Here is a 26,392-nt window from a genome sequence, read left to right as displayed (position 1 = left end):
GATATACTGGTATTACCCCGTGTGATGAGCCGCACGGCACGATTGCACCCGCCAACGCGGTACGTTTTAGAGAGTTGAGCCGATGACCGAGCTGGATCGATACCTACAGGCCGCCACACGCGATAACACCCGGCGCAGCTACCGGGCAGCCATTGAGCATTTCGAAGTCACGTGGGGCGGGTTTCTGCCGGCCACCGCCGACAGCGTCGCGCGCTATCTGGTGGCGTACGCGGGGGAGCTGTCGATCAACACGCTGAAGTTGCGGTTGTCGGCACTGGCGCAGTGGCACAACAGCCAGGGATTTGCCGATCCGACCAAGGCGCCGGTGGTGCGCAAAGTCTTCAAGGGGATTCGCGCGTTGCACCCGGCTCAGGAAAAACAGGCGGCACCGTTGCAACTGCAGCATCTGGAACAGGTGGTGGCCTGGCTGGAGCTGGAAGCACAGACCGCCAGATCTCAAGATGATCGACCGACTCTTTTAAGAGCAAGGCGCGACATGGCGCTGATCCTCCTGGGATTCTGGCGCGGGTTTCGCAGTGATGAACTGTGCCGTGTACAGATCGAGCACGTTCAGGCGATCGCCAGCTCAGGCATCACGCTCTACTTGCCGCGCACCAAGAGCGACCGCGAAAACCTCGGCAAGACCTACCAGACCCCAGCCTTGCAGCGTCTTTGCCCGGTGAACGCCTACATCCAGTGGATCACCGAAGCCGCATTGGTTCGCGGGCCGGTGTTTCGAGGCATCGACCGCTGGGGGCACTTGAGCGAGCAGGGGTTGCACGCCAACAGCGTCATCCCGTTACTGCGCCAGGCGCTGGAGCGCGCCGGTATTCCCGCCGAGCTCTACACCAGTCACTCCTTGCGACGCGGCTTTGCCAGTTGGGCCCATCAGAGTGGTTGGGACTTGAAGTCGTTGATGAGTTATGTGGGCTGGAAGGATATGAAGTCCGCCATGCGCTATGTTGAAGCGAGCCCGTTTCTCGGAATGGCTCGGGTCACTGAAAAGCCAGTGGTGCTGTAGAGCACGTTTTCTTCTATTAATACCGTCGGCTAATAGCGAAAACAAATCAGCAGCATGAGGTTTGCCAATGAGCCATCCGGGAATCGAGTGGGTAGGATTCACCCCATCAACTTGTTAACCCAACTTTTCAACCCTGACGGAGAGTCACCGATGCCTATCATCAACAGCCAAGTTAAACCGTTCAAAGCTGACGCCTTCAAAAATGGCGACTTCGTAAAAGTGTCGGACGCTGACCTGAAAGGCAAATGGTCTGTCGTTTTCTTCTACCCGGCTGACTTCACCTTCGTTTGCCCGACCGAACTGGAAGACCTGGCTGACAACTACGACGCGTTCCAGAAACTGGGCGTCGAGATCTACAGCGTTTCCACCGATACCCACTTTGCCCACGCTGCCTGGCACAACACTTCGCCAGCCATCGGCAAAATCCAGTACACCATGATCGGCGACCCGACTCACGCCATCTCCCGCAACTTCGACGTGCTGATCGAAGACGCAGGCTTGGCTGACCGTGGCACCTTCGTGATCAACCCTGAAGGCCAGATCAAAATCGTTGAACTGAACGATGGCGGCGTTGGCCGTGACGCTTCCGAGCTGCTGCGCAAAATCATGGCTGCCCAGTACGTCGCTGCTCACCCAGGCCAGGTTTGCCCGGCCAAGTGGAAAGAAGGCGAGGCCACTCTGGCTCCGTCCCTGGACCTGGTCGGCAAGATCTAAGTCAGTGAGCGCTTCATCAGGGCGGTACGCCGCACCTACTCAGTAAGCTGCAACCGCCCTCAAAAACGCCCGGGCGAGATTCGCTCGGGCGTTTTTTTATGCCTGCTTTTCATGAAACACCAGAAAGGAAATCGCCCGTATGTTGGACGCCAATCTTAAAGCCCAGTTGAAATCGTACCTGGAACGGGTCACCCAGCCGATCGAGATCGTTGCTTCCCTCGACGACGGTGCGAAATCCCGGGAAATGCTCGAACTGTTGAAAGACGTTGCCAGTCTTTCCACACAAATTACCTTGCTCGATAACGGTGATGACGCACGCAAGCCGTCGTTCTCGATCAATCGCCCGGGCGCCGACATCAGCCTGCGTTTCGCCGGCCTGCCGATGGGCCACGAATTCACTTCATTAGTGTTGGCGCTGCTGCAAGTCGGCGGCCACCCTTCGAAGGCCAGTGCTGAAGTGATCGAACAGATTCGCTCACTCAAAGGCGAGTTCAGCTTCGAGACTTACTTCTCGCTGTCCTGCCAGAACTGCCCGGACGTGGTCCAGGCGCTGAACCTGATGGCCGTGTTGAACCCCAACATCCGCCACGTCGCCATTGATGGCGCGCTGTTCCAGGCCGAAGTCGATGAGCGCCAGATCATGGCGGTGCCGAGTGTTTACCTGAACGGCGTGAACTTCGGCCAGGGCCGCATGGGCCTGGAAGAAATCCTCGCAAAACTCGACACCAGCGGCATCGAGCGTCAAGCCGAAAAGCTCAGCGCGAAAGAAGCGTTCGATGTATTGGTCGTCGGCGGTGGTCCAGCGGGTGCAGCAGCGGCAATCTATGCAGCGCGTAAAGGCATTCGCACCGGTGTTGCGGCAGAGCGTTTTGGTGGGCAGGTGCTCGACACCATGGCCATCGAAAACTTCATCTCCGTGCAGGAAACCGAAGGGCCGAAACTGGCCAGCGCGCTCGAAGAACACGTCAAGCAATACGACGTCGATATCATGAACCTGCAACGCGCCACCGCGCTGATTCCGGCGAAGAATCCCGGCGAGTTGCACGAAGTCCGTTTCGAAAGCGGCGCCACGTTGAAAACCAAGGCGCTGATTCTTGCCACGGGGGCGCGCTGGCGTGAAATGGGCGTGCCGGGCGAGCAGGAATACAAAGCCAAAGGCGTCTGTTTCTGCCCGCACTGCGACGGCCCGCTGTTCAAGGGCAAACGTGTGGCGGTAATTGGCGGCGGTAACTCCGGCGTTGAAGCGGCCATCGACCTGGCGGGTATCGTCAGCCACGTCACGCTGCTGGAATTCGACAGCAAGCTGCGCGCCGATGCCGTGTTGCAACGCAAGCTGTTCAGCCTGCCGAACGTCACCGTCATTACCAGTGCATTGACCAGTGAAGTGAAAGGCGATGGCCAGAAGGTGACCGGTCTGGTCTTCAAGGATCGCGATTCGGGTGAGTTCAACACGGTCAACCTCGAAGGCATCTTCGTGCAGATCGGTTTGCTGCCTAACACCGATTGGCTCAAGGGCACCATCGAGCTGTCGCCTCGTGGCGAGATCATCGTCGATGCTCGCGGTGAAACCTCGATGCCGGGCGTGTTTGCCGCCGGTGATGTGACCACCGTGCCGTACAAGCAGATCGTGATTGCGGTGGGCGAGGGCGCGAAGGCTTCCCTGAGCGCATTCGATCACCTGATCCGGACCTCGGCCCCGGCATAAGCGCCGACGCTGAAAACACAAAAAAACCCATGAGCGATCATGGGTTTTTTTGTGCCTCACACATCCGTGTGTGGGAGCGAGCAGGCTAGCTCCCACAGGGGATGTTTGGTGGGGCTTACAGCGGAGCAGGCTGGATGATTTCAACCCAGTACGCATCCGGGTCCTTGATGAAGGCCAGGCTTTTCATGCGTCCGTCATTCAAGCGCTTCTGGAAGTCGCAGCCCAGCGCTTCAAAACGCTCGCACGCTGCGCGGATGTCCGGCACGGAGATGCAGATGTGACCGAAACCACGCGGGTCGGTGTTGCCGTTGTGGTAGGCGAACTCAGGGTCGTTCTCGGTGCCGTGGTTGTGGGTCAATTCGAGAATACCGGGAATCGACTTCATCCACTCGGTGCGAGCGGCGGCGTCGGCCGGGATCTGGTTCTTGTCCACCAGGGCGAGGAAATACAGGCTGAATTGCGCTTCCGGGAAGTCGCGCTTTTCCACCAGCGAGAAACCGAGGATGCGCGTGTAGAAATCCAGGGACTTGGTGATGTCCTTGACCCGCAGCATGGTGTGGTTGAAGACGAACTTCTGGGTGGCGGTGTCAGGTTGGGCGGTGACGCCTGGGAAGGTGTTCAATTCGTGCAGGCTCATGGGCCCTCCGGAAAATAAGTGGGGCTAACGAATGGTCACAATGATACGCAAGGGCTCTGACATCACCAAACCCAAACGGTCTGCTATTGCCTGACAGGCGGGCGAGGCTCAGACTTTACGGTTCAACTCGTGAGTGTTTATTGCAATGGTTCGATTCTGTAAGCCGATGTTCGTCCTGTTGGGGGTCCTTTCAGCCGTGGCAGGTGCTCATGCAGAGGCGCCGCAAGTGCCATGGCCAAGTGGTTGGGAAGTCGAAAACCTTGCGCAAGAAGGTGCGAACCCGGCTGTTTCCCGTCAGCGTGCGGTCAAAAACGATCAAAGCGGCACACCAGTCATGGTCATGGAGTTGACGATGACTCAGGTCGAAAGCGGTCATCAAGTGAATGTGCAAGGCGTGTTGCTTGAGATGCGCAAGGCGGTGCAGAAAGACTTCTTTCAAAGCGGCTATCAAAGTGTCTGCAACAAAATACACCCCGCGACATTGAGCCGCCTGTCGGCACTGGAAACAACCTGCACCATTACCCAGAACGGGCGACACGTGCTGTCGCAAACATTGGTGGGGGCGGTGGATGCCGATAAAGCCTATGTTCTTTCGTACGCGGGACAGGCCGAGGCTTACAAGACAAGTCAGGACGAAATTGAGCAGCTGCGTAACAGCTTGAAACTTTAGTGACGGGGTTTTACGTTGACGCAAATTGGCTGGATGCGGACATTTTTAGATACCCAAAGGCATTAAGCACAAAGTTAATCGTAAAGTTGCGAGTTGATCGTGGCAGATCGTTGCATTTAGTAGGTATCCATGAAAAAGCCCTGCATTGGCAGGGCTTTTTTATAACCGCAAGGTGTTAGCCGCGCAGCCAGGAATCAACAGTGGCTGCACCGTATTGTTCCTTCCAGGCCTTCAGGCCGCGGTGGTTGCCACCCTTGGTTTCAATCAGTTCACCGGTGTGCGGGTTCTGATAGACCTTGACCACGCGAGCGCGGCGGGTTTTAGGCGTTTTTGCTTGTTGCAGACCGGATTTTGCCGGGTTCGGATCGAGGATGGCGATGATGTCACGCAGGCTCTTGCCGTAGGTTTTCATCAGCCCCTGGAGCTTTTCTTCGAATTCGATTTCTTTCTTGAGCCCGGCATCATTCTTCAGCGATTCCAGCTGCTTGAGCTGCTCCTGAAGGGCCTTTTCAGCTGCACGAAATTCAGCGAGTCTGGACAATATCTTTACTCCAATAGTGTATTTGGCTGATACCAACCGCAAACAAAGCTATAAGCCAAGAGCCTTGAAGCGACTCGGTGATAGTGGCTCACCTGCCCATCTTGCACAGGCATGAAAAATTGTAGTAGTTAATTGCCCAAGAGTAAATCCTGACGTTTTCTTCATGTAACAGCAGTAGTCTTTTGATTCAATTTGGTGCGTGAAGACGATGTCTCGTCGCTTAAAACCATTAGTTAATGGTGGGTTAATGCGTTAATGAATTCAGCGCCGGGCATCGGTTGGCCGAACAGATAACCTTGCAGGAAGTTCACACCGTGGGCGGTCAGGTAGTCACTTTGTTCTTCGGTTTCGACACCTTCGGCGACAATTCCCAGATCAAGCTTGGCCGAGAGTTCGATGATGGTGTCCAGAATATGCCGTGAAAGGGCGTCGATACCGATCATGGCCACAAAGCTCTGGTCGATTTTCAGGAAGTCCACATTGAACTGGCGTAGATAACCCAGGCTGGAGTGCCCGGTGCCGAAGTCGTCAATCGCGATCATCACGCCCAGTGCGTGAAGTTGTTCAAACAGCTCAAGCGTAATGTCGTTTGGCTTGATCAATTCGCGCTCGGTCAGTTCCAGCACCAGGTAAATCGAGCCGGGCGCAAAGGCACTCAGGAACGCTCGACAGTCCTTGACCAGTTCCAGGTCCTTGCAATGGCTGGCGGTGATATTGATGCCGATGTGAAAGGGCTCGGCAAACGTTGAAGAAACAGGCCCCAGCAACTGCGCAGTCTGGCGCATGAGCGAACGGGTCATGGGCACGATCAACCCGGAATCTTCGGCGAACGGGATAAACAGATCAGGCCGTACCAGGCCTTCCTTTGGGTGTTTCCAGCGCATTAACACTTCGGTGCCGGACCACTTCTGCGTATCGCCATGCACCACCGGCTGAAAGTAGGGGACAAACTCTTCAGCCGCGAGGGCGCGCTGCATTTCATGAATGGGCGACCATGATCGCCTTTGCAGCGCGTGGCCGATGGCACCCGAGACAACGCCAAAAAAAATCAGCAGGCTGAACAGCGGCGGGTATTCGCTGGCCATGTAACGCCAGTTTTCCCCCTCGGGGAAACCGGCTACGACCGAAAAGGCATAGCGCGAGGACGACAGTTCGCTTTCGGCCAAGGGCAAAGTGGGCAGGGCGCCTTGGTGGACTTTGCCGTCGACGGACAACCAGCTCGGGCCCACTTGCAGCAACAGTATTGTCTTGCGACCAATCAGGCGCAGTACGTTAGTCAAGTGGTAACCGTCCAGCGTCGTCAGCGCCCCCTGTTTCCCCTCATTCAGGCGATACACCAGCACCGCCGTATCGGGGGTGACAGGGTTGCCATTCATTAGCCACAACTTGCCTTGTACATAGTCCTTGGCGTCGACCTTTTGCTGAGCGTCACCGAACAACGAAGTGCAATAAAGGTTGTCGTCCCACACCAGGCTGGCCGAGCGCACAAACGGGCGGCGGGTGACCTGTTCACGCAAGGCCAGTTTCACGTCGTTGCAGTTTTGCCCGGCCAGCGGCAGCAACTCGCTCGCGGACTGCGCCGTGTTGTCCAGCATCAGTTCGAACTGGCGCAGGGCTTCGTCTGCGGTCACCCGTGTGCTTTGCTCAAGAGCACGTCCAGCCTGCATATAGAGAATGGCAAAGCCCAATATAATCGGGAGCAATCCACACAGCAGGCTCACCATAATGCGGATACGCAATGGGCGACGGCGTTTGGCACTCAATGGCATTCGCGAAATCTCTCACACAGAAACAGGGCTCTCAACGGCGGGCAGGACGACAACACGCCTCCCAAAAAGAGTTCAGGTAGTGGCCATGATAGTTGGCCCTCGGCGCTTATGCCGCTCAACGGGTATTCAGGTCGAGCGCCAGTTTGATAAAGGCCAGTGTGGCGGGTGACGACTGACGCTGGTCCAGCACCGCCAGCCCGACTTGGCGAATAACACGGGGCGACAGTGGTTTTTTCACACAGCGACTGTTGAGGTTGTCGGGCAGGGAGCTTTCAGCCACGACCGTCAACGCATCGCCGCGGCTGACCGTGTCCAGCGTGCTGATCAATTGTGAGCAGCGGTAGCGGATGTTCGGTATGAGGCGGGCGGCGCTGAACAGTCGCGACACCAACTCCGATGAGCCTGCCTCAGTCAGCACGAACGGGTCGTTGCACAAGTCGCTCAAGCTCAGAGTGTCCCGACCGGCCAGCGCATGGTCGGCAGGCACCAGTGCGACCATCTGGTCTTCCAGCAGCGCGAAGGTGTCGAAGCGCTCTTCAGGCAGTACCACAAAGCCGATATCGATTCGCCGCTCCTCCAGCCATTGAATCACCTGACGGTCCGGGCCTTCGTCGATGTGGACTTCAATGCCCGGATGCGTCGCGCGGTAGTGCTGCAGGATCTGCGGCAGCAGGCGGATCGACGACGTCGGGCCAAACGAGCCAATGCGCAACGTGCCGCGTTTCATCCCACGCGCATCGGCCGCTTCCTGGCGCAAGGTGTTGGCCAGCCCGAGCATTGCCCGGGCGCGCAATAACAGTTGTTGGCCAATGTCGCTCAATTCGACTTGGGACTGATGCCGCCGTAACAGTTCCACGCCGAGTTCCTGTTCCAGCGACTTGAGCGCGTGAGACACCGCCGACTGGGAAATCCCCAGGCGATTGGCAGCCGCCGTGAAACCGCGCAGTTCCGCGACCAGCGAAAAGATCTCAAGTTGAGTCAGGGTCATGAGCTTTTACTCATTTTACGATGATCGTTCATTAGTCGAATGATACGTCATCTTCCTTGGCCTGGTTTTGCCTCTCCATGACAATGTTCGTAGAAACAACCACTTCGCACACCTCGGTGTATCTGAAACTCGCCGCCGTCACCATGATCTGGGGCGGTACGTTCGTGGCCGGGCGTTTTCTGGCCGACAGTCTCAGCCCGTTGTTCGCCGCCAGTCTCAGGTTTTTGCTGGCCAGCGCGGCGTTGTTGCTGTTTCTGCTGCTGGCCCGAATCCCGTTGATCCGGCCGAACCCGCAACAATGGTTGCGCCTGGCACTACTGGGGTTCTTCGGGATCTTCTTCTACAACCTGTGCTTCTTTTATGGGCTGCATTACATCAACGCCTCGCGAGCCTCGTTGATCGTTGCGCTGAACCCGGCAGTGATCGGCCTCGCTTCATGGCTGATCTTCAAGGAGCGCTTGGGTCGGGCGAAAGTCTTCGGCATCGCGATCTGCATTGCCGGGGCGAGTGTGGTGATTGCCAGTCGTAACCCGCATCTATTGGCCGGCAACGTCGATGCCTGGATCGGTGACCTGCTGATATTCGGCTGCGTGCTCGGCTGGGGCATTTATTCGCTGTTCTCCAAAGAACTGAATCAGTCTTTGGGGCCGGTGCAGACGGTGACGTACTCGATTCTGCTGGGCACCGCGATGCTCTGGGCGACCAGTGCCGTGTGCGGTGAGCTGAATGTCAGCGCGTTGATCAGCCTCGGTCCGCAACAATGGTTGAGCCTGATGTACCTCGGCGTTTTGGGTTCGGCGCTGGCCTACATCGGTTACTACGACGGCATCCGGCAGATCGGCGCGACGCGTTCAGGGGTGTTCATTGCCTTGAACCCACTGACCGCCGTCATCCTCGGCGCACTGTTGCTGGGCGAGCCGTTGACGCTGGCGATGTGCCTTGGCGGCGTGCTGATTCTGGCGGGGATTTTCCTCTGCAATAAACACCTTGCGCGAGTAGGGGAAAAGGGGATTTGATACAGAAGGCGGACAAACCGATTTACGCTGTGTAGAATCGGGTTACGCATACAATAATAAACGTCTTCTGGCAGCAGAAGCCTCGCCCGCAAGAGCCTTGGGTCGACAATGAAGAGTTTTGGGTTTCAATTGATCTACGGTGACTTCCTCGCCCGCAGCGTGCGGGGCATCTCCTGTGCGCCACCCGCCAGTCTCAGCATTGCTAGCAACTAACACTTTTTAACTGTTAATTCTAAAAGCATGATGAGGCGCCAAAATGGCAGATTTATACGAAAACCCAATGGGCCTGATGGGCTTTGAGTTCATCGAATTCGCATCGCCAACCCCGAACACCCTGGAGCCGATCTTCGAGATCATGGGCTTCACCAAGGTGGCGACCCACCGTTCCAAAAACGTGCACCTGTATCGCCAGGGCGCGATCAACCTGATCCTCAACAACGAACCGCACAGCGTTGCTTCGTACTTCGCGGCCGAGCACGGCCCGTCGGTGTGCGGCATGGCGTTTCGCGTAAAGGATTCGCAGCTTGCCTACAAGCGCGCGCTGGAAATCGGCGCCCAGCCGATCCACATCGAAACCGGCCCGATGGAACTGAACCTGCCGGCGATCAAAGGCATTGGCGGCGCGCCGCTGTACCTGATCGACCGTTTCGGCGAAGGCAGCTCGATCTATGACATCGACTTCGTGTTCATTGAAGGCGTGGACCGCAACCCGGTCGGTGCCGGCCTGAAGATCATCGACCACCTGACCCACAACGTGTATCGCGGTCGCATGGCCTATTGGGCCAACTTCTACGAGAAGCTGTTCAACTTCCGCGAAATTCGCTACTTCGACATCAAGGGCGAATACACCGGCCTGACCTCCAAGGCCATGACCGCGCCGGACGGCATGATCCGCATCCCGCTGAACGAAGAGTCGTCCAAGGGCGCCGGGCAGATCGAAGAGTTCCTGATGCAGTTCAACGGCGAGGGCATCCAGCACGTTGCTTTCCTGTCCGATGACCTGCTCAAGACCTGGGATCACCTGAAAAGCATCGGCATGCGCTTCATGACCGCGCCACCGGAAACCTATTACGAAATGCTCGAAGGTCGTTTGCCAAACCACGGCGAGCCGGTTGATCAACTGCAAGCGCGGGGCATTTTGCTGGACGGTTCGTCCGAGTCGGGTGACAAGCGCCTGCTGTTGCAGATCTTCTCGGAAACCCTGATGGGGCCGGTGTTCTTCGAATTCATCCAGCGTAAAGGCGACGATGGTTTCGGCGAAGGCAACTTCAAGGCGTTGTTTGAATCGATCGAACGGGACCAGGTTCGTCGTGGCGTGCTCGCCACCGAGTAACCCGCCACACCACTAAACAATGTGGGAGCGAGCCTGCTCGCGATTGCAATCGTTCATTCAACATCTTCGTTGACTGATACGACGCCTTCGCGAGCAGGCTCGCTCCCACATTTGTTTTGTGTCGGGGTTAAGGGCGGCGCTGTCGCATCAGGTGTTTGAAGCCTTCGAACACCAGCACCACCACCGCCAACCAGATCGGAATATAGGTCAACCATTCCCCAGGCTTGATGCTTTCCCCAAGCAGCAACGCCACGCCCAGCAACAACACCGGCTCGACGTAACTCAACAGCCCGAAAAGGCTGAACGGCAACAAGCGGCTGGCGATGATGTAGACCACCAACGCCGACGCGCTGATCACCCCGAGAATCGGAATCAACAGCGACAGCCACGGGTGTTGATCGAACACGCCGAAGCCTTGCTCGCCACTTTGCACAAACCAGAACGCCACCGGCAGCGTCAACGCCATGTCCAGCCACAGACCGCCGAGGTTGTCCGAAGCCAGGCGCTTGCGCACGATGAAATAGGTGGGGTAGCCAATGCACACCAGCAAGGTCGCCCAGGAAAACCCACCGACCTGATACACCTCATTCACCACGCCGAGGCAGGCCAGCACCACGGCGACTTTTTGCAGATAGGACAGACGTTCGCCGTAGGCGATTCGCCCGGTCAGCACCATGGTCAGCGGCAACAGGAAATACCCCAGCGATACGTCCAGGCTGTAGCCGTTGAGCGGCGCCCACATGAACAGCCAGAGTTGCACACCGAGCAGGGCCGAGGAGGCGATCAGGGCGGCGATCAATTTCGGATTCGCCGTGGCGCGCCGGACAATCTCGACCACACGCGTCCATTCGCCGGACACCACCATGAACACGGTCATGCAGGGCACGGTCAGCAGCATGCGCCAGCCAAAAATTTCCACGCCGCTCAAAGGCGTGAGCAACGACGTGTAGTAGTACATGACGGCAAACAGCACCGAGGCCGAAACCGATAAAGCGATACCTTTAGACAAACTGCCCTCGCGAGGTTGAAGGTGAAACGGGGCGCAGAGGATACGTGGTTTTCGTATCAAATATTGTCCGATCGATCAACACAGATCGAATGTGGGAGCGAGCAAGCCCGCTCCCACATTGAATGTTTGTTTCTTTAGGTATTGCGCGGTTTACGGCCCGACACAAAATGGCTCACGTCATTGAACCCCGGCGTCGACGAGTGCCCGGGCACCACCAGCGAATCAATAAACGCCTCATCTTCAGCCGTAATCTTCACCGCTTGCGCCTTGGTGTACGCGTCCCACTGTTCTTCGGTGCGCGGCCCGACAATGGCTGAAGTGACGGCGCCGTTGTTCAATACCCAGGCAATCGCAAATTCGACAATCCCCACGCCACGTTCCTGCGTGTACTGCTGAATCTGCTGGGCAATGCGCAACGACTCAACCCGCCATTCGGTTTCCAGAATGCGTTTGTCTGCGCGCCCGGCGCGGCTGTTGGCGTCCGGCTTCACATCCGGCGCATATTTGCCGCTGAGCACACCCCGCGCCAACGGGCTGTAAGGCACCACGCCGAGGCCGTAATTGTGCGCGGCGGTGATTTGTTCAGTCTCGGCCTGACGGTTGACGATGTTGTACAGCGGCTGGCTGATCACTGGCCGGTCGACGCCCAGTTGATCGGCCACACGGATCACCTCGGCAATGCGCCAGCCACGGTAGTTGGACAAACCCCAATAACGAACCTTGCCCTGGCGAATCAGATCGCCCATCGCCGACACGGTCACTTCCAGCGGCGTGTTGTGGTCTTCGCGGTGCAGGTAATAGATGTCGAGGTAGTCCGTGCCCAAGCGCGTCAGGCTGGCATCGATGCCGTTGAACAGGTGTTTGCGGCTCAAGCCGCTGCGGTTCGGCACACCGTCCACCGGGCCGAAGCCGACCTTGGTCGCCAGCACCCATTCATGCCGATTGCCGGCAATCGCTTCGCCGACGATCTCTTCGGAACGACCGCCGGTGTAAACGTCGGCGGTGTCGATGAAATTGATGCCCTGGTCCCAGGCCTTGTCGATGATCCGCAGGGAATCTTCGGTGCTGGTCTGTTCGCCGAACATCATGGTGCCCAGTGTCAGGGTGGAGACCTGTAAACCCGAATGACCCAGCGTGCGATAGCTCATGAGGAAATCCTTTTACCGGTGGGAGAAAGGCCTCAATCAAATACCAGAACCTGCGTCGGGAGCAATCGGAATATCAGCTCAATTGAGTACCTGTGGGAGCGAGCCTGCTCGCGAATGCAATCGTTCATTCAACATCTTCGTTGGCTGATATGACGCCTTCGCGAGCAGGCTCGCTCCCACAGTGGATTGGCGGCAATAAACAGACATGTTTAAACGGTCTGGAGCGATGGGGCTGGAGGCTACATAACCTTGCGCCGTTGCCTACGACTGCGCCAGAATCCGCCGGCTTGTGCGCCTTGGGGCTGGGCTCTATCGTTTGCTCGCCGCTGAAAAACAGCGGTCGGGTTTGGTAGCCCGGTTACCTGTCGCTACATGCACATGATGCAGAGGTTCATTTCGTCCTCTGTATTTATGGCGGTCATGCGCAGGGCATCCTCGGATGCGCCGGGTCTTGCACCAGGTAACCGGTCTACCAACCTGCGCATGGCCGCCACCCTTCGTTTGGTAGCGAGGGTGATGGCTCCTTAATGTCTTACCTGGAGCATCATCTATGTTCAAGATCACACCCAACCCACCAGAAACCGACACCGACGACGTTTCCCCCTACGAATCCGCTGATTCCAAGAAACTCAACACCGCCGCCGACCGCGCCCTCGATTACTACCTCAAACCGGTCATCCCCAAAGACACCCCACGCAAACCCAGCACTATCTATTCCGTCGGCGCCGACACCGATAACGAAACCCTGTTGGTCAACGCCTGCGAGACGTTGGCGTCAGCGAGCGTCATGTTGAGTGATTTCGCCGGGCAACTGAACGGAACCCAGCGCCACACCCTGCTCGGAATTCAAAACTCCGTGATGCTGGGTGAACTGGCGGTGAACCGGATGCTCGACAACGTCGACCCGCATAGCTAACACACAACCCCTGTGGCGAGGGAGCTTGCTCCCGCTGGGCTGCGCAGCGGCCCCAAAAACTTGCGGCTGCTGCGCACCCGAGCGGGAGCAAGCTCCCTCGCCACAACAGAGTGTCTGCCTTGAGAAATGAAAACGGCCCGAAAGGGCCGTTTTTTGTAGGGGTGAAAAAGGCTTACACCCGCAACGTCCGCGTCATCCGCAGCGCCAGCAAGCTGCCACACACAATCACACCCGCCAGCAGATAAAGCGCAGCATCCGTCGAACCAGTGCTGTCCTTGACCCAACCCACGAGGTACGGGCTGAGGAAACCCGCCATCTGCCCCATGGAGTTGATCAACGCCAAACCACCCGCCGCCGCACCTGCGCTCAACAGCGCCGTCGGCACCGGCCAGAACATCGGCAGGCCGGTGAGGGCGCCCATGGTGGCGATGGTCAGGCCGAGGATCGCAATGGCCGGCGTCGTCGCGAAGTTCACCGCGATCAACAGACCCACCGCGCCCATCAACATCGGCACCACCAAATGCCAGCGACGTTCCTTGCGCAAGTCCGCCGAACGGCCGACCAGCAACATAAACACTGCCGCCAACAGGTACGGAATCGCACTCAACCAGCCAATCACCAGGTTATCGCTGAAACCGAGGTTCTTGATGATCGACGGCAGCCAGAAGTTGATCGCGTACACGCCGCTCTGGATGCAAAAGTAGATCAAACCGAACGACCAGATCGCCGGGTTCTTGAACACCGCCAGCAACGAATCAGTGGTGGTTTTTGGTTTGTTGGCCAGGTCTTCAGCGTGATCCGCTTCCAGTACCGAGCGCTCGAACGGCGTTAGCCATTTGGCGTTGGCGTAGCTGTCGCTCAACAGGAAATAGGCGAAGGCGCCAAGGATCACGGTCGGAATACCTTGCAGCAGGAACATCCACTGCCAACCGGCCAAGCCACCCTGGCCCGCCGCGAAGTGGTTAAGAATCCAGCCAGAGAACGGGCTGCCGAGCAGGCCGGACACCGGGATCGCCGACATGAACAGCGCCATGATGCGGCCACGGCGGAAGGTCGGGAACCATTGCGAGAGATACAGCACCACGCCCGGGAAGAACCCGGCTTCGGCCGCGCCGGTGAACAGGCGCAAGGTGTAGAACTCGGTCGGGGTGGTGACGAACAGCAGGCACGTCGAAAGCGTGCCCCAGACGATCATCATCAACGCGATCCAGCGCCGTGGGCCGAATTTGGTCAGGGCCAGGTTGCTCGGCACGCCGCACAGCACATAGCCGATAAAGAAGATCCCGGCACCAAGGCCGTACACGGTTTCGCTGAATTTCAGTGCGTCGAGCATCTGCAGTTTGGCAAATCCAACGTTCACCCGGTCGAGGTAGTTGAACAGGTAGCAGATGAAGATGAAGGGAATCAAACGCAGGGTAATGCGTTTGTAGACGGCGTTTTTCTCGTCAACGATGGCCTGGGTAGCGGCGGCGCTCTGTGACATGGCGGCTCTCTCTTTATTATGATTTTTTGCGATGCAAGGGTAACGTTGATCGCCCAGTGAGTCTCGGCCACGCTCCGGGTTGTTGTCTTTGTGCCTGAGCACAGGGTTTGCGACCAAGGCCTGTGCGGGTGAACAACCCGTCCCACCCCGTTTTCAAGGATCCCCGTTATGTTCGAACTCGATCACGACCTGGCCCAGGACATCGTCGACCGGGCGATGGCCATCCTGCCGTACAACGTCAACGTCATGGACAGCCAGGGATTGATTCTCGGCAGCGGCGAACCGGAGCGCATCAACACCCGCCACGAGGGCGCGCAACTGGTGCTGGCCAATGGTCGGGTGGTGGAAATCGACGCGCAAACCGCGATTCATCTCAAGGGCGTGCAACCGGGCATCAACTTGCCGCTGTTGCTGGATGGGCGCTTGATTGGCGTGCTTGGCATTACCGGCGAACCCGAGCCATTGCGCACTTATGCCGAGCTGGTGCGGATGACCGCGGAGATGCTGGTCGGCCAGCGCAATCAGCAGGCCGAGCAGCAATGGCGGCGTCAGCGTTGCGATGATCTGCTCGCGTTGCTGCTGAGCGAGGCGGGGGATTCGCCGCGCTTGCTCGATGAGGCGCAGCAGCTGGGGCTCAAGCCGCAGATGACGCGGGTGCCGTATCTGTTTGAATTGGGCATGGACCACGGCCCGGCGCAAACCGTTGAAGCGCTGAGCGCCTGGCTGACCTCGCGCTACCCGGACAGTTGGTGCGTGAGTTCGGCGAAGTCGTCGTTGCTGTGGTGCCGGCCGGCCTCGCAATCCATCGAGAATGACCGGTTGCTGGAAAAACTCGACGGCCTGGGCTGGAACATTCTGCGCATCGCGGTGGGCGGGCAGGCTGATGGGCTGTCGGGGCTACGGCGTTGCTACCGGCGCGTGGGTGATTTGTTGGCGTATGGACGCGATGTGTTGCCGCGTTCGCGCTTGCTGACGCTGACCCGTTACCGATTACCGGTGATGCTATGGCGGCATCGCAATGACGATGCGCTGGATGAATTGCTTAAACCGCTGCGCAAGGTCATCGCCAAGGATGGTAACGGCCAACTGCTGGCGACGTTGCGCAGTTGGTGTGATCACGATGGGCAGAGCCAGGCGTGTGCCGACGCGTTGGGGATTCATCGCAATAGCTTGCGGTATCGAATGGAGCGGATTGCCGAGTTGAGTGGGGTTGATCCTCTCAAGCTGGATGGGATGTTGGCGCTTTATCTGGGTGTGCAGCTTCTGCCGCAAACCGACTAGGGTGGTGGATATAAGGACGCCTTCGCGAGCAGGCTCGCTCCCACATTTGGAATGCGCTCCCCTGTGGGAGCGAGCCTGCTCGCGAAGGGGCCAAACCGTTCACCACTAGACTTTGTAGAAATGAACAATAAACGCCACACCCGCTTGTGCAGCGGACTGGCGTTATTGTCCGGGGCTACTGGCAGCATGGAGCGCATTGGAACTGGAGAATTCGCATGAAAATCGTCATCGCCCCCGATTCGTTCAAGGACAGCCTCAGCGCCCAAGGCGTGGCCGACGCCATTGCATTGGGGCTGGCAGACGTCTGGCCGGACGCGCACTTGGTCAAATGCCCGATGGCCGACGGCGGCGAAGGCACGGTCGAGTCGATTCTGGCGGCGTGCGAGGGCGAACTGCGCCGCACACCTGTGCGCGGCCCACTCGGTGCAACCGTCGACGCAGCCTGGGGCTGGCTGCCGCACAACCACACCGCGATCATCGAAATGGCTGAGGCCAGTGGCCTGCAACTGCTCCCGTTGAGCCAGCGCGACGCGTGCACCAGCAGCACGTTTGGCACCGGTGAGCTGATTAGCGCCGCCCTCGATGCCGGGGCGCAGCGAGTAATTCTGGCGATTGGCGGCAGCGCCACCAACGATGGCGGCGCCGGGGCCATGCAGGCGCTGGGCGTGAGGTTGCTGGATGCGCAGGGGCAAACCCTGGCACCAGGCGGTTTGGCGTTGGCGCAACTGGATCGCATTGATCTGAGCAACATTGACCCGCGTCTGGCTAAAGTGCGCTTCGACATTGCAGCCGATGTCACCAATCCACTGTGCGGTCCCCACGGCGCTTCAGTCATTTTCGGCCCACAAAAAGGCGCATCGCCCGAGCAGGTGCAGCAACTGGATAACGCGCTTGGGCACTTTGCCGAACGGTGCGCTGATGCATTAGGTCACGACGTCAAGGACGAACCGGGCAGTGGGGCGGCTGGCGGCCTGGGATTTGCCGCCAAGGCGTTCCTCGGTGCGCAGTTTCAGGCGGGCGTGAACGTGGTTGCCGAATTGGTCGGTTTGGCTGAAGCCGTGCAGGGCGCCGACCTGGTGATTACCGGTGAAGGGCGATTCGATGCGCAGACCTTGCGTGGCAAGACACCGTTCGGCGTGGCGCGCATTGCCCAACAGCAAGGTGTGCCAGTGATCGTGATCGCGGGCACGTTGGGCGAGGGATATCAGGCGTTGTACGAGCACGGCATCGATGCAGCGTTTGCCTTGGCCAGTGGCCCGATGACGCTGGAACAGGCGTGCGCCGAGGCGCCACGGTTACTGCAAGATCGCGCGAGCGACATCGCGCGGGTCTGGCGAATCGCTGCTCGCACTGACTGACCCCGATCTGGAGGCAAACAAATTCTCTGTGGCGAGGGAGCTTGCTCCCGCTGGGCTGCGCAGCGGCCCCAAAAAGCGACGGCTGCTGCGCAACCGAGCGGGAGCAAGCTCCCTCGCCACAAGAGCGTCACCCATTCCGGTGTTTCGTACCCCTCGAAATATATTTCTCCAACCCCCGCAAAAATCCTCATCCCCGGCCGATACAGCCTATAGACGCTCACACCCCCGGTTCGACAGTGGCGCCGAGCTGAAGGGACGCACCCACATCCCTTCAGTGATTTCCGGCAAGGATGCTCGTAGCCTCAACCACCCGAGAATCCTCCTATGTCACTGCGTAATTTGAACATCGCGCCTCGCGCCTTCCTCGGTTTTGCTTTTATTGCCTTGCTCGTCATCGTGCTGGGTGTGTTTGCCGTGAACCGTATGTCGATCATCCGCCAGGCTTCCATTGATATGGAAAGCACGCAGCTGCCCAGTGTCGGCTTTCTAGGCAACATGACCGAAAACGTCCTGCGCCTGCGCATCCTTTCTTTCCGTGTGCTGACCAACCGCGAACCCGCTGCTTTGCAGGAAGCCCAGACACGCATCGGCGTGCTCATCGACAAGGTGCGAAGCGCCCAGGCCAGTTACTCAGCCTTGCCCGCGCAGCCGGACGAAGCTGCACTGTACAAAACCTTCACGGCAACGCTGGACGGTTACCTGCAAGCGCAAAACCAGATGATGGAGCTGTCGCGGCAGAACCAGCTCGACGAAATGCGCACCTTGATCAACACGCGGATCAAGGACGGCACCGATCAAATGGGCGAGCAGTTGAACAAACTGGTGGCCCTTAATAATGGATATGCCAAAGCGGCGGGCGCCGAAGCGGGCGAACACTACAGCAGCGCCATCACCGGCATCGTTGTGGTTGCGGTCATGGCCGCACTGCTGACCGTACTGCTCGCCTGGCTGCTGACCCGCAGCATCGTTACCCCGCTGAACCGCGCGGTGCAGGCGGCCGAAACCATCGCCGGCGGCAACCTGACCAAAGTCATCGAGGTCGACGGCAAGGACGAACCGGCCCGTTTGCTCGGTGCCTTGGCCGCCATGCAAACCAACCTGCGCCAAACCATCGAACAGATCGCCGGTTCAGCCACGCAACTGGGCGCCGCCGCGGAAGAACTCAGCACCGTGACCGAGGAAGCCTCGCGCGGCCTGCAACAGCAAAACAACGAAATCGAACAAGCCGCCACCGCCGTCAACGAAATGACCGCCGCCGTGGAAGAAGTTGCGCGTAATGCGGTATCGACCTCCGAAGCGTCCAGCCAGTCGACCCAGGCCGCCCGCGAAGGCCGTGACCGGGTGGTGGAAACCGTTAACGCGATCCAGACCATGACCCACGACGTGCAAAATACCTCGGTGATGATCGAAGGCCTGGCCGCGCAGGGCCGTGACATCGGCAAAGTGCTGGACGTGATCCGCGCCATCGCCGAACAAACCAACCTGTTGGCGCTCAACGCCGCCATCGAAGCCGCCCGCGCCGGTGAAGCCGGACGGGGTTTTGCCGTGGTCGCGGACGAAGTGCGAGCACTGGCCCATCGCACCGCGCAATCGACCCAGGAAATCGAAAAAATGGTCGCCGGCATTCAGAACGGCACAGGTGAAGCGGTTTCGTCGATGCAGCAAAGCAACCAGCGCACCCAAAGCACCCTGGAAATGGCCCGCGCCGCCGGTGTCGCGCTGGAGCAGATCACTCAGTCGATCCACTTGATCAACGAACGCAACCTGGTGATCGCCAGTGCTTCGGAAGAACAGGCGCAGGTGTCCCGCGAAGTCGACTGCAACCTGGTGAACATCCGCGACCTGGCTACCCAGTCGGCGACCGGTGCCAACCAGACCAGCGTCGCCACCCATGAGCTGTCGCGTCTGGCGGTGGATTTGAATGCCATGGTGGCGCGTTTCGTGATTTGAGATAGGGTGAAGGCTGGGAGTCCGCGCGCGACAGGAGAATCACATGCGCTATTCAGCCTTGACCAAACGAATCGCCGGCGATGGAGCGGCAGCCTGGCAGATTCATGACCGAGCGCTGGACATGCGCGAGCAGGGCATTGATGTCCTGCTTCTGTCTATCGGCGATCCGGATTTCGACACACCACAACCGATTGTCCAGGCCGCCATCGACAGCTTGCAGGCCGGCGACACCCACTACCCGGACGTGCGTGGCAGTCGAGGGCTGCGCAGCAGCATTGCGCGGCGCCATCGCCAGCGCAGTGGTCAAGCGGTGGATGGTGACCATGTGATCGTGTTTCCGGGGGCGCAATGCGCGGTGTATTCGGTTGCGCAATGCCTGCTCGATCCGGGCGACGAGGTGATCGTCGCCGAACCGATGTACGTGACTTACGAAGGCGTGTTCGGCGCTTGTTCTGCGAAAGTAGTGCCCGTGGCGGTGCGTCCGGAGAACGGCTTTCGCGTCGATCCGGCGGATGTCGCGGCACTGATTACGCCGAAAACCCGGGTCATCCTGCTCAACAGTCCCAACAACCCGTCCGGCGCCAGTTTGCCGCTGTCCACCTGGCAGGCGCTCGCGGCGTTGTGCGTGCGCCATGACCTGTGGTTGATCAGCGATGAGGTCTACAGCGATTTGTTGTTCGAGGGCGAACACACCAGCCCGGCGAGTCTGCCGGGCATGGCCGAGCGCACCGCGACCATCAACAGCCTGTCCAAATCACACGCCATGAGTGGCTGGCGGGTCGGTTGGGTGATTGGCCCCAAACCCATGGCTGAGCACCTGGTGAATCTGTCGTTGTGCATGCTGTTCGGGATTCCGGACTTTATCCAGAACGCGGCCCAATTGGCGCTGGATCAGGACCTGCCGGAAGTGGCGTTGATGCGTGAGGAATATCGTCAGCGTCGCGATCTGGTGTGCGCACGGTTGAGCGGTTGTCCGGGGATCAAGCCGATCCGTCCGGATGGCGGCATGTTTGTGATGGTCGATGTGCGCCAGACCGGGCTCGGCGCTCAAGGGTTTGCCGAGCGGTTGCTGGAGGGGTATGGCGTGTCGGTGTTGGCCGGGGAGGCGTTCGGGCCGAGTGCGGCAGGGCATATCCGGATTGGGTTGGTGGTGGATCGGGTGAAACTGGCAGAGGCGTGCCGGCGGATTGCGTTGTGTGCGGCAGATTTGTTGGAAGCCAGGCGGGCCTGAAAGACTTCTAGTGGATTTGATGGCCCCTTCGCGAGCAGGCTCGCTCCCACATTGGATCTGTGGCGTTCACAAATCCCCTGTGGGAGCGAGCCTGCTCGCGATAGCGGACTACCAAACGCCATAGGACTCAGCCCTGCCAAGCCCGGGTGTTCACCAGATTCTTCGGCCGCTCTCCAGCCAGCGCCATCAACAGATTATCCACCGCACAACTGGCCATCGCCTCCCGCGTCTCATGCGTCGCCGACCCCATGTGCGGCGTCGCCACCACGTTGTTCAACGTCATCAACGGCGAATCCGCCTGCAGCGGTTCACGCTCAAACACATCCAGCCCCGCCCCCCGAATCTGCCCGGACCGCAGCGCCTCGATCAGCGCTGCTTCGTCCACCACTTTGCCCCGGGAGATGTTGATGAAAATGCTCTCCGGGCGCATCAAGGCAAACTCCTCGGCGCCGATCAGCCCTTCGGTTTCAGCCGTCAGCGGCAAGGTCAGGCAAATGAAATCAGCCTGCTGCAACAGCTCGGTCAAACTGCGGTACTGCGCATTGAAACGCTGTTCAACCGCCGGTTTCGGCGAATGACTGTGATAGATCACCGGCATGCCAAACCCGAAATGCCCACGCTGCGCCAAGGCTTCACCAATACGGCCCATGCCGATGATGCCCAACGTCTTGCCATGCACATCCGTACCGAAATGCACCGGGCCGATGTTGCGCGTCCATTGGCCTTTGCGAACCATGTTCGCCAGTTCCACCACACGCCGGGCGGTCGCCAGAATCAGCGCGAAACCGGTGTCCGCCGTGGTTTCAGTGAGCACATCCGGCGTGTTGCTCAGCAGGATGCGGCGCTCGGTCAGGTAGTCGATGTCGTAGTTGTCGACGCCGACCGACACGCTGGCGATGGCTTCCAGATTTGGCGCCAGGTCCAATAACTGCGCATCCAGTTTCAGGCTCGCGCCGAGCAAACCCTGGGCGCGGGGCAGGGCGTCGCGCAGTTGTTCGAGGCCCTCGGGATTGAGGTTGTCGATCAGCGTCACCTCGGTCTGCTCATGCAGTCGAGCCATGAGCAGCGGCGAGAGTTTCTTGTACAGCACAACCTGCTTTTTCATCGTCATCATCTCAACGTCAAATCAAGGGTGAGCAGCCGCTGGCCGTGGCGCAGCAGCCTTGGCCACGACGCGATCACTGGCGCCGGGCTTGAGGAAAATCGTCAGTACCACGGACAGCATCAACGCACCGCTCATCAGCAAATACGAAGCGCCGGGTGATCCGGTGGAACTGTTCAGGTAGCCGACCAGGTACGAGCCGCCAAATGAGCCGAGCGCGCCCATGCTGTTGATCAGCGCCATGGCACCGCCCGCGACGTTGGCCGGGAGGATCTCCGGGACAATGGCGAAAAACGGCCCGTACGGCGCGTACATGCAGGCGCCGGCGATCACCAGCAAGGTGTAGGACCACCAGAAATGTTCGGCGCCCAAGGCGTAGGAACCGTAGAACGCAATCGAGGCGATCAGCAGCGGCGGCCAGACGAAGCGTTTGCGCTTCTGCAATTTGTCCGAGCCCCAAGACACCAGCAGCATGCCGATCACCGCTGCCAGATACGGCAACGCCGACAGCCAGCCGGCCTCGATCATGTCCATCTGCGCGCCGGCCTTGAGGATTGACGGCAGCCACAGCACGAAGCCGTAGACGCCAATGCTCCAGCAGAAAAACTGCAGCGCCAGGATGATCACCTTCGGCGAACGAAAGGCTTCGGCGTAGTTCTTCACCGCTTTGATCCCGACCTGTTCGGCGGCGAGGGCGCTTTCCAGGTCCTGCTTCTCTTGTTCGCTGAGCCACTTGGCCTGCGCCGGACGATCATCCGCCAGGCGCCACCAGATAAACGCCCACAGCACTGCCGGCAAACCTTCGATGATGAACATCCAGCGCCAGCTGAAATGCTGCACCAGATAGCCCGACACCACCGACATCCAGAGCATGGTCACCGGGTTGCCGAGGATCAGGAACGTGTTGGCCCGCGAGCGTTCGGCACGGGTGAACCAGTGGCACAAATAGACCAGCATCGCCGGCATGACAGCGGCTTCGACCACGCCGAGCATGAAGCGGATGACGACCAGCCAGTAGGCGTTGGAGACGATCCCGGTGAGTGTTGCGAGCCCGCCCCAGAGGATCAGGCTGACGAAAATCAGCTTCTTGACGCTGTGTTTCTGCGCGTAGATCGCGCCCGGCACCTGGAAGAAAAAGTAACCGAGGAAGAACAGCGCGCCGAGCATCGACGACAGGCCCGGCGTGATCATCAGGTCGGCGGCCATGCCCGAGGCGGCGGCGAAGCCATAGTTGGCGCGATCCAGATACGCCAGGCTGTAGGTGATGAATACGATGGGCATGATGTACCACCAGCGGCGGGTGGCGAGTGAGGCGGTTTTCATGGGCGGTGCTCCTGAGCTTGTTGTTTTTGTCGCAGCAGGTAGTTACATCTTCAGTGACTTGGAACTAGGTCAGACACAAATCCCCTGTGGGAGCGAGCCTGCTCGCGAAGAGGCCCTCAAATTCAGCAGATAATTCCAGCCGGGTCGGCAGACCCTCCATATCCCCCCGACTCTGCACCGCACGACTGCCAATCCAGTTGGCCCGCCGCACCGCCTCGGCAACGCTATGGTTCTCCAACAACGCGCTGATCATCCCGACCGCGAAGCCATCGCCAGCGCCCACCGTATCCACCACGGTTTGCACCGGTACGCCCGCGACAAACCCCTGATCCAGTGGCGTGCGGTAATAGGCGCCATGCGGGCCGAGTTTGATCGCCACAGCTTCAACACCCAGGTCCAGATAAAACGCCGCGATGTCCGCCGGGTCTTCAAACCCGGTCAGCAAGCGACCTTCACTCAACCCCGGCAACACCCAATGCGCGAGGGCGGCGAGGCGGTTAATCTCGGTGATCATCAGTTGCTCGCTGGCCCACAGGCTCGGGCGCAAGTTAGGGTCGAACGACACACTGCGTCCGGCATTGCGCATGCGGGTCATCAGTTCAAAGGACATTTCCCGGGCAGACGCAGACAGCGCCGGTGGAATGCCGGTGGCGTGCAAGTGCCGGGAGTCGAGCAATGACGGGGAGATCGATTGCACTGACAAGTGACTGGCGGCCGAACCACGCCGGAAATACTCGACTGCCGGATCGCTGCCATCGCCAGTGCGGGACTTGAGCTGAAAACCGGTCGGGTGCGCCGGGTCGATGGCGACGTTGCTGCAGTCCAGGCCTTCGTTGCGCAGCGTATCGACGACAAATCGGCCCAATGAGTCAGCGCCCACGCGACTCAACCACGCCACGTTGAAGCCGAGCCGTGAAAGGCCAATCGCGACGTTGCTGTCCGCTCCGGCAATGCGTTTGTGGAACTGGCCAACCTCTGCCAGATCACCGCTGTGTTCGGCGACAAACATCGCCATGGTTTCGCCGAACGAGAGGATATCGAACTCAGACATGAGCGTTCTCCAACCGGGATTGGCCAAGGCGGGCGAGGGCGGCGACGTGTTCGGTGGTCAGTTGCACCAGGTCATCGCCTTGCAGCGGGTATTCCGCCGCCCGCATCACACCTTGGGCCATGTGCCGCAGCAGGTGTTCCCACTCATGCACGTCATGGGCGGTTGGCGGGATCGCAACCAGTTTTCCGTCGGCCCGGCGGGTCACGGCTTTGCAGTGCACGTAACCGACATGCCGACCGAGCAACCGTGCGGCGCTGGCGGCGGACTGGTCCTGCCAGTGCCAGTTGCCGATGTCGAAGGTCATCTTGATTGGCAGATTGTGGTGTTCGACCTGGGTAAAAAAGCGTTGAAAGGGTTCGATACGGCCGCCTTGCAAGGTCTGGTCGTTTTCCACCAGCACCTGTATCGGGCTCCGGGCGAGGACGCGGCTGAGTGCCTGAAGATCATTGTTGTCGGTGAAGTAACCCAGGGAGACTTTCAGCCATTTGGCGCCGAACGCTTGGGCACGCTCGAGGGTGGCGGTCAGTTCAGGATTGGGTTTTGACTGACCGGCCAGCCACAGCTCCATCGGCGATGAGTAGATGCTTTCCAGCCCTTGGGCGTGGCTGTTGTCGGCCAGTTGCAGCGGGTTTTCATCGGTCAGCAACTCTTCGCGCCATTCAATTCGCGTAGCGCCGGCAGCGGCCAACACGTTGATAAAACTGCCCTGGCCGCGTTGGCGCACAAGGTCCGCGCCGTAGCTGGACAGGCTGATGGAAACGGGTGGTGTGTTCATTGTTTTTATACCTCTGAAACCGGTTTCATTTTTGTTCAAAAAAATGCATGGCTGAAAGATGCGGTGTTCTTCAGGGCCTCTTCGCGAGCAGGCTCGCTCCCACAGATGAACGCATTCCAATGTGGGAGCGAGCCTGCTCGCGAAGGGGCCGTAACATTCACCGAAGATTCCCAAGAGTCGACCCTCGCACGATCAGCTGCGCCGAAAAATCCAGCGTCCGCACCGCCCCGACATCCCCACGCAACCGCTTGAGCAGACACTCAAACGCACTCGCGCCAATCTCCGCCGTCGGCTGCGCCAGGGCGGTAATCCCACTGCCCACCAACGGATACCAATCCAGGTCATCCAGCGCAATCAACCCTACATCCGCAAACAAATTGCACTGCAATTCGCGCAACGAATGGGTACTGGCCAACGCCGCAATGCCATTGGCACAAAACAACGCTTTCGGGCCGGGGCCGGGAGTGTTCAAGAAGGTTTTCAGATACGAGGTCAGCTCGCTGCCGGTTTCAACCACGGCACCTTTAAGCGCCGGACGCTGCTCAATCTGCGCCTTGAAGCTGCTGACCCGCTCGATCCGGGAACTGGTGCCGTCAAACGGCTCAGTCACCATCAGCAAATCGCGATAACCCCGCTCCTGCAAATGGGCGAGGGCCATTTCCACCGCTGCCGGGTTATCCAGCCCGACCAGGTCACTCTCAAGCTGCTCGACTTTGCGATCCACCAGCACCATCGGCATCTCGCGATGCAGTTCGCGCAGTTCATCGCGGTGATGGCCCAAAGTGTTCACGATCAAGCCTTCGATGTTGTACGAGCGCAGCAACGCCAGGTGCTGACGTTCCTGCTCATCATCGCGATCGGTGTTGCACACCACCAGGCTGTAGCCGTGCTGACGGCAGGCGGTTTCCACGCCGTGCATCACGGCAATCGAATAAGGGTTACGGATATCGGCCACCAGCATGCCGATCAGGCGGGTCCGTCCGCGCTTCAGACCGCGGGCCATCTGGTTGGGGCGGTAGCCGAGTTGGGCAATTGCCTGCTCGATGCGCAGGGCGGTGGCATCGGAGAGCAGGGCGCGGTCGTCGCCGATGAAGCGCGAGACGCTGGCCTTGGAGACGCCGGCGTGTTCGGCAACGTCGAGCATGGTGACGCGGCTGCGCTGGGCGGCGGAGAAATCGTTCAAGGGGACGACCTTTTTATTGGAGTTGACAGGTTCAGGTACTTGCCACTGAAACCGGTTTCAGGAAACTCCATTAATGGCCTTTCGTCAAGCAGGTCGTGCCTGAGCACAGTGCAAGGAAGGCTGGTATTCCGATAAACGGTCGCAATACCTGTCAGATCTGACAGTAGGCGCCCAGCGGATAAGCGGGT

23 protein-coding genes are annotated in these 26,392 nt (G+C 59.3%); 11 read left to right on the top strand and 12 right to left on the bottom strand.

The genetic code is table 11. The annotated features are described in order from the left end of the window. Positions 1 to 82 precede the first annotated feature (82 nt). From ACWKV5_RS17770 to ahpF, 3 genes are all read left to right on the top strand, one after another. On the top strand, positions 83 to 1,021 hold the full coding sequence (locus tag ACWKV5_RS17770; RefSeq protein ID WP_483842354.1) for a site-specific integrase: 939 nt from the start codon (positions 83 to 85) through the stop codon (positions 1,019 to 1,021). 150 nt (positions 1,022 to 1,171) lie between these two features. Continuing rightward, positions 1,172 to 1,735 carry an alkyl hydroperoxide reductase subunit C gene (gene ahpC / locus ACWKV5_RS17765; RefSeq protein ID WP_483842353.1) on the top strand — a complete coding sequence of 188 codons (564 nt, stop codon included), beginning with the start codon at positions 1,172 to 1,174 and terminating at the stop codon, positions 1,733 to 1,735. Between the two features lie 139 nt (positions 1,736 to 1,874). After that, complete coding sequence (gene ahpF / locus ACWKV5_RS17760) at positions 1,875 to 3,440, top strand: alkyl hydroperoxide reductase subunit F (protein ID WP_483842352.1); 1,566 nt, start codon at positions 1,875 to 1,877, stop codon at positions 3,438 to 3,440. Positions 3,441 to 3,555: 115 nt separating this feature from the next. On the opposite strand, the gene gloA is transcribed toward ahpF, so the two are convergent. Then, a complete protein-coding gene (gene gloA / locus ACWKV5_RS17755) occupies positions 3,556 to 4,077 on the bottom strand; it encodes a lactoylglutathione lyase (protein WP_483842351.1) in 522 nt (173 codons plus the stop codon). 145 nt (positions 4,078 to 4,222) lie between these two features. On the opposite strand from gloA, the gene ACWKV5_RS17750 reads away from it, so the two are divergent. Further along, on the top strand, positions 4,223 to 4,747 hold the full coding sequence (locus ACWKV5_RS17750; RefSeq protein WP_483842350.1) for a DUF4946 domain-containing protein: 525 nt from the start codon (positions 4,223 to 4,225) through the stop codon (positions 4,745 to 4,747). Positions 4,748 to 4,922: 175 nt separating this feature from the next. Here the strand turns inward: ACWKV5_RS17750 and ACWKV5_RS17745 are convergent, their stop codons facing one another. From ACWKV5_RS17745 to ACWKV5_RS17735, 3 genes are all read right to left on the bottom strand, one after another. Next, positions 4,923 to 5,288, bottom strand: coding sequence for a histone-like nucleoid-structuring protein, MvaT/MvaU family (locus ACWKV5_RS17745; RefSeq protein WP_027922999.1), 366 nt, complete (start codon positions 5,286 to 5,288; stop codon positions 4,923 to 4,925). A gap of 233 nt (positions 5,289 to 5,521) precedes the next feature. Then, positions 5,522 to 7,057 (bottom strand): EAL domain-containing protein, encoded by a 1,536-nt coding sequence (locus tag ACWKV5_RS17740; protein ID WP_483842349.1) that lies wholly within the window; start codon positions 7,055 to 7,057, stop codon positions 5,522 to 5,524. A gap of 115 nt (positions 7,058 to 7,172) precedes the next feature. Then, positions 7,173 to 8,045: a LysR family transcriptional regulator gene (locus tag ACWKV5_RS17735; RefSeq protein WP_483842348.1), complete on the bottom strand. Its 873-nt coding sequence runs from the start codon at positions 8,043 to 8,045 to the stop codon at positions 7,173 to 7,175. A gap of 77 nt (positions 8,046 to 8,122) precedes the next feature. Here ACWKV5_RS17735 and ACWKV5_RS17730 point away from each other — a divergent pair, with 77 nt between their 5' ends. Continuing rightward, positions 8,123 to 9,061: a DMT family transporter gene (locus ACWKV5_RS17730; RefSeq protein WP_483842347.1), complete on the top strand. Its 939-nt coding sequence runs from the start codon at positions 8,123 to 8,125 to the stop codon at positions 9,059 to 9,061. A 256-nt stretch (positions 9,062 to 9,317) separates the two neighbouring features. Further along, positions 9,318 to 10,394 (top strand): 4-hydroxyphenylpyruvate dioxygenase, encoded by a 1,077-nt coding sequence (gene hppD / locus ACWKV5_RS17725; RefSeq protein WP_483842346.1) that lies wholly within the window; start codon positions 9,318 to 9,320, stop codon positions 10,392 to 10,394. A 127-nt stretch (positions 10,395 to 10,521) separates the two neighbouring features. On the opposite strand, the gene rarD is transcribed toward hppD, so the two are convergent. Continuing rightward, positions 10,522 to 11,403 carry an EamA family transporter RarD gene (rarD, locus tag ACWKV5_RS17720; protein ID WP_483842345.1) on the bottom strand — a complete coding sequence of 294 codons (882 nt, stop codon included), beginning with the start codon at positions 11,401 to 11,403 and terminating at the stop codon, positions 10,522 to 10,524. A gap of 134 nt (positions 11,404 to 11,537) precedes the next feature. Then, positions 11,538 to 12,551 carry an aldo/keto reductase gene (locus tag ACWKV5_RS17715; RefSeq protein ID WP_483842344.1) on the bottom strand — a complete coding sequence of 338 codons (1,014 nt, stop codon included), beginning with the start codon at positions 12,549 to 12,551 and terminating at the stop codon, positions 11,538 to 11,540. Between the two features lie 550 nt (positions 12,552 to 13,101). Between ACWKV5_RS17715 and ACWKV5_RS17710 the strand changes: the two genes are divergently transcribed. After that, positions 13,102 to 13,467: a DUF6124 family protein gene (locus tag ACWKV5_RS17710; RefSeq protein WP_483842343.1), complete on the top strand. Its 366-nt coding sequence runs from the start codon at positions 13,102 to 13,104 to the stop codon at positions 13,465 to 13,467. Positions 13,468 to 13,639: 172 nt separating this feature from the next. Here ACWKV5_RS17710 and ACWKV5_RS17705 read toward each other — a convergent pair whose 3' ends face one another. Continuing rightward, positions 13,640 to 14,950 (bottom strand): MFS transporter, encoded by a 1,311-nt coding sequence (locus ACWKV5_RS17705; protein WP_483842342.1) that lies wholly within the window; start codon positions 14,948 to 14,950, stop codon positions 13,640 to 13,642. Between the two features lie 168 nt (positions 14,951 to 15,118). Between ACWKV5_RS17705 and ACWKV5_RS17700 the strand changes: the two genes are divergently transcribed. From ACWKV5_RS17700 to ACWKV5_RS17685, 4 genes are all read left to right on the top strand, one after another. Then, complete coding sequence (locus ACWKV5_RS17700) at positions 15,119 to 16,231, top strand: sugar diacid recognition domain-containing protein (RefSeq protein ID WP_483842341.1); 1,113 nt, start codon at positions 15,119 to 15,121, stop codon at positions 16,229 to 16,231. Between the two features lie 215 nt (positions 16,232 to 16,446). Further along, a complete protein-coding gene (locus tag ACWKV5_RS17695; protein WP_483842340.1) occupies positions 16,447 to 17,589 on the top strand; it encodes a glycerate kinase in 1,143 nt (380 codons plus the stop codon). Between the two features lie 324 nt (positions 17,590 to 17,913). Further along, entirely contained in the window at positions 17,914 to 19,539 is a 1,626-nt protein-coding gene (locus ACWKV5_RS17690) for a methyl-accepting chemotaxis protein (protein ID WP_483842339.1), read from the top strand. Positions 19,540 to 19,582: 43 nt separating this feature from the next. Further along, entirely contained in the window at positions 19,583 to 20,770 is a 1,188-nt protein-coding gene (locus tag ACWKV5_RS17685) for a pyridoxal phosphate-dependent aminotransferase (protein ID WP_483842338.1), read from the top strand. Positions 20,771 to 20,897: 127 nt separating this feature from the next. Here the strand turns inward: ACWKV5_RS17685 and ACWKV5_RS17680 are convergent, their stop codons facing one another. From ACWKV5_RS17680 to ACWKV5_RS17660, 5 genes are all read right to left on the bottom strand, one after another. Then, positions 20,898 to 21,875, bottom strand: a complete 978-nt coding sequence (locus ACWKV5_RS17680) for an NAD(P)-dependent oxidoreductase (protein ID WP_483842337.1) — start codon at positions 21,873 to 21,875, stop codon at positions 20,898 to 20,900. A 21-nt stretch (positions 21,876 to 21,896) separates the two neighbouring features. Continuing rightward, positions 21,897 to 23,195 carry an MFS transporter gene (locus tag ACWKV5_RS17675; protein WP_483842336.1) on the bottom strand — a complete coding sequence of 433 codons (1,299 nt, stop codon included), beginning with the start codon at positions 23,193 to 23,195 and terminating at the stop codon, positions 21,897 to 21,899. Positions 23,196 to 23,259: 64 nt separating this feature from the next. Beyond that, the gene (locus tag ACWKV5_RS17670) at positions 23,260 to 24,246 is read right to left on the bottom strand and encodes a sugar kinase (protein WP_483842335.1); all 987 of its coding nucleotides are present in this window, start codon (positions 24,244 to 24,246) and stop codon (positions 23,260 to 23,262) included. Further along, a complete protein-coding gene (locus tag ACWKV5_RS17665) occupies positions 24,239 to 25,021 on the bottom strand; it encodes a sugar phosphate isomerase/epimerase family protein (protein WP_483842334.1) in 783 nt (260 codons plus the stop codon). The genes ACWKV5_RS17670 and ACWKV5_RS17665 overlap by 8 nt, the downstream gene beginning before the upstream one ends. A gap of 157 nt (positions 25,022 to 25,178) precedes the next feature. Further along, entirely contained in the window at positions 25,179 to 26,204 is a 1,026-nt protein-coding gene (locus ACWKV5_RS17660; RefSeq protein ID WP_483842333.1) for a LacI family DNA-binding transcriptional regulator, read from the bottom strand. Positions 26,205 to 26,392: the final 188 nt, after the last annotated feature.

The organism is Pseudomonas oplopanacis (assembly GCF_057128725.1).
Note: the sequence above shows the minus strand (reverse complement) of the source record. Positions and strands in the feature narration are given on the sequence as shown.

Excerpts from the sequence above, each read along its gene's own strand:
- ACWKV5_RS17675 (WP_483842336.1), bottom strand. The coding sequence starts at position 23,195 with ATGAAAACCGCCTCACTCGCCACCCGCCGCTGGTGGTACATCATGCCC.
- ACWKV5_RS17730 (WP_483842347.1), top strand. The coding sequence starts at position 8,123 with ATGACAATGTTCGTAGAAACAACCACTTCGCACACCTCGGTGTATCTG.
- gloA (WP_483842351.1), bottom strand. The coding sequence starts at position 4,077 with ATGAGCCTGCACGAATTGAACACCTTCCCAGGCGTCACCGCCCAACCT.
- ahpC (WP_483842353.1), top strand. The coding sequence starts at position 1,172 with ATGCCTATCATCAACAGCCAAGTTAAACCGTTCAAAGCTGACGCCTTC.
- ahpF (WP_483842352.1), top strand. The coding sequence starts at position 1,875 with ATGTTGGACGCCAATCTTAAAGCCCAGTTGAAATCGTACCTGGAACGG.
- ACWKV5_RS17695 (WP_483842340.1), top strand. The coding sequence starts at position 16,447 with ATGAAAATCGTCATCGCCCCCGATTCGTTCAAGGACAGCCTCAGCGCC.
- ACWKV5_RS17690 (WP_483842339.1), top strand. The coding sequence starts at position 17,914 with ATGTCACTGCGTAATTTGAACATCGCGCCTCGCGCCTTCCTCGGTTTT.
- ACWKV5_RS17750 (WP_483842350.1), top strand. The coding sequence starts at position 4,223 with ATGGTTCGATTCTGTAAGCCGATGTTCGTCCTGTTGGGGGTCCTTTCA.
- ACWKV5_RS17740 (WP_483842349.1), bottom strand. The coding sequence starts at position 7,057 with ATGCCATTGAGTGCCAAACGCCGTCGCCCATTGCGTATCCGCATTATG.
- hppD (WP_483842346.1), top strand. The coding sequence starts at position 9,318 with ATGGCAGATTTATACGAAAACCCAATGGGCCTGATGGGCTTTGAGTTC.
- ACWKV5_RS17710 (WP_483842343.1), top strand. The coding sequence starts at position 13,102 with ATGTTCAAGATCACACCCAACCCACCAGAAACCGACACCGACGACGTT.
- ACWKV5_RS17680 (WP_483842337.1), bottom strand. The coding sequence starts at position 21,875 with ATGAAAAAGCAGGTTGTGCTGTACAAGAAACTCTCGCCGCTGCTCATG.
- ACWKV5_RS17705 (WP_483842342.1), bottom strand. The coding sequence starts at position 14,950 with ATGTCACAGAGCGCCGCCGCTACCCAGGCCATCGTTGACGAGAAAAAC.
- ACWKV5_RS17665 (WP_483842334.1), bottom strand. The coding sequence starts at position 25,021 with ATGAACACACCACCCGTTTCCATCAGCCTGTCCAGCTACGGCGCGGAC.
- ACWKV5_RS17685 (WP_483842338.1), top strand. The coding sequence starts at position 19,583 with ATGCGCTATTCAGCCTTGACCAAACGAATCGCCGGCGATGGAGCGGCA.
- ACWKV5_RS17700 (WP_483842341.1), top strand. The coding sequence starts at position 15,119 with ATGTTCGAACTCGATCACGACCTGGCCCAGGACATCGTCGACCGGGCG.
- ACWKV5_RS17735 (WP_483842348.1), bottom strand. The coding sequence starts at position 8,045 with ATGACCCTGACTCAACTTGAGATCTTTTCGCTGGTCGCGGAACTGCGC.
- ACWKV5_RS17670 (WP_483842335.1), bottom strand. The coding sequence starts at position 24,246 with ATGTCTGAGTTCGATATCCTCTCGTTCGGCGAAACCATGGCGATGTTT.
- ACWKV5_RS17770 (WP_483842354.1), top strand. The coding sequence starts at position 83 with ATGACCGAGCTGGATCGATACCTACAGGCCGCCACACGCGATAACACC.
- ACWKV5_RS17715 (WP_483842344.1), bottom strand. The coding sequence starts at position 12,551 with ATGAGCTATCGCACGCTGGGTCATTCGGGTTTACAGGTCTCCACCCTG.